Genomic DNA, 1227 nt, shown 5'->3' on the forward strand with positions numbered 1-1227 from the left:
ATGTCCTCATGCCTCCTCGTAAGCGCCGGTCGTACACGGCTGAGTACAAGGTCGAGGCTGCGCATCGTGTGATCGATTCGGGTCGGACGATCAGCGAGGTTGCCCGCGAGCTGGGGATCGACGCGGGGATGTTGAGTGTCTGGGTCAAGGACGAGCGGCGCCGGATCGCCGCAGCCGAGGTCCACGGGGAGAGCCCGCTGGAGGCGGCGGAGCGGGCCGAGCTGCTGCGGTTGCGCAGGCAGGTCACCGAGCTGGAGAAGGACAACGCGTTCCTGGTAAAAGCCTCGGCGTACTTTGCCGCGATGCAGAAGAACCGGCCCGGTTCGCTCTGATGGCCAAGTACGCCGGCCCCGACGACACCGCCGGCGTGACCGCCATCGCCGCTCCCGAGGGCGAACGGTTCGCGGTCCGGCGCATGGCACGCCTGCTGGCGGTGTCCGCCTCCGGCTACTACGCCTACCGGAAGCGGTGTGCGGCAACGGTGTTGACGCCACGTCAGCAGCGCCGCGCGGACCTGGAGGTGAAGATCGTCCAGGCGCACAAGGACTCTCGTGGCACTTATGGGTCGCCGAGGATCACCGCGGAGCTGCGGGACCAGGGCGAGGTGGTCAGCGCCAAGACCGTCGCGAAGGTCATGGCCGATGCCGGGATCGAGGGCATCAGCCCGCGCACGTTCAAGGTGAGAACGACCGTGGCCGACCCGTCCGCGTCGTTTCCACCGGATCTCGTCGAGCGCGAGTTCGACCAGGGCCGCCTGAACGCCGTCTGGCTGACCGATATCACGTACTTGTCCTGCGGTGAGGGCGAGATGTTCCTGTGCGCGATCCGGGACGGGCACTCACGCAGGGTGCTCGGCTACAGCGTCGCCGACCACATCGGTGCCGTCATGGTCACTGAGGCCATCGAGGCGGCGGTGGCCGCCCGCAGCGGCGAAGTTCGTGGCACGGTCCTGCATTCCGATCGCGGCGGTGAGTACACGGCGAATCTGACCGCGCAGGCGTGTTTCCGGCACGGGCTGCGCCGGTCGATGGGCGCGACCGGGATCTGCTGGGACAACAGCCCCGCCGAGTCGTTCTGGTCGACGTTCAAACACGAGGAGTTCTACCGGCACGTCTACGTCACGAAGACAGAACTTGTTGCCGCGATTGACAAGTGGTTCATCTTCTACAACAGTGTGCGGCGGCACTCCAAGCTCGGGATGTCCAATCCGGACGACTATGAGAAGTC

Annotated in this window: 2 protein-coding genes; both read left to right on the forward strand. The window is 66.3% G+C overall.

All coding sequences use genetic code 11. The annotated features are described in order from the left end of the window. Positions 1 to 332, forward strand: a 332-nt coding sequence (locus ACFOWZ_RS47750) for a transposase (RefSeq protein WP_382381344.1), incomplete at its 5' end; no start/stop codon positions are given. Beyond that, a partial coding sequence (locus tag ACFOWZ_RS47755) for an IS3 family transposase (protein WP_382381346.1) occupies positions 332 to 1227 on the forward strand: 896 nt, incomplete at its 3' end. The genes ACFOWZ_RS47750 and ACFOWZ_RS47755, both read left to right, overlap by 1 nt.

The organism is Lentzea rhizosphaerae, from assembly GCF_042649515.1.
Lineage (GTDB): Bacteria > Actinomycetota > Actinomycetes > Mycobacteriales > Pseudonocardiaceae > Lentzea > Lentzea aerocolonigenes.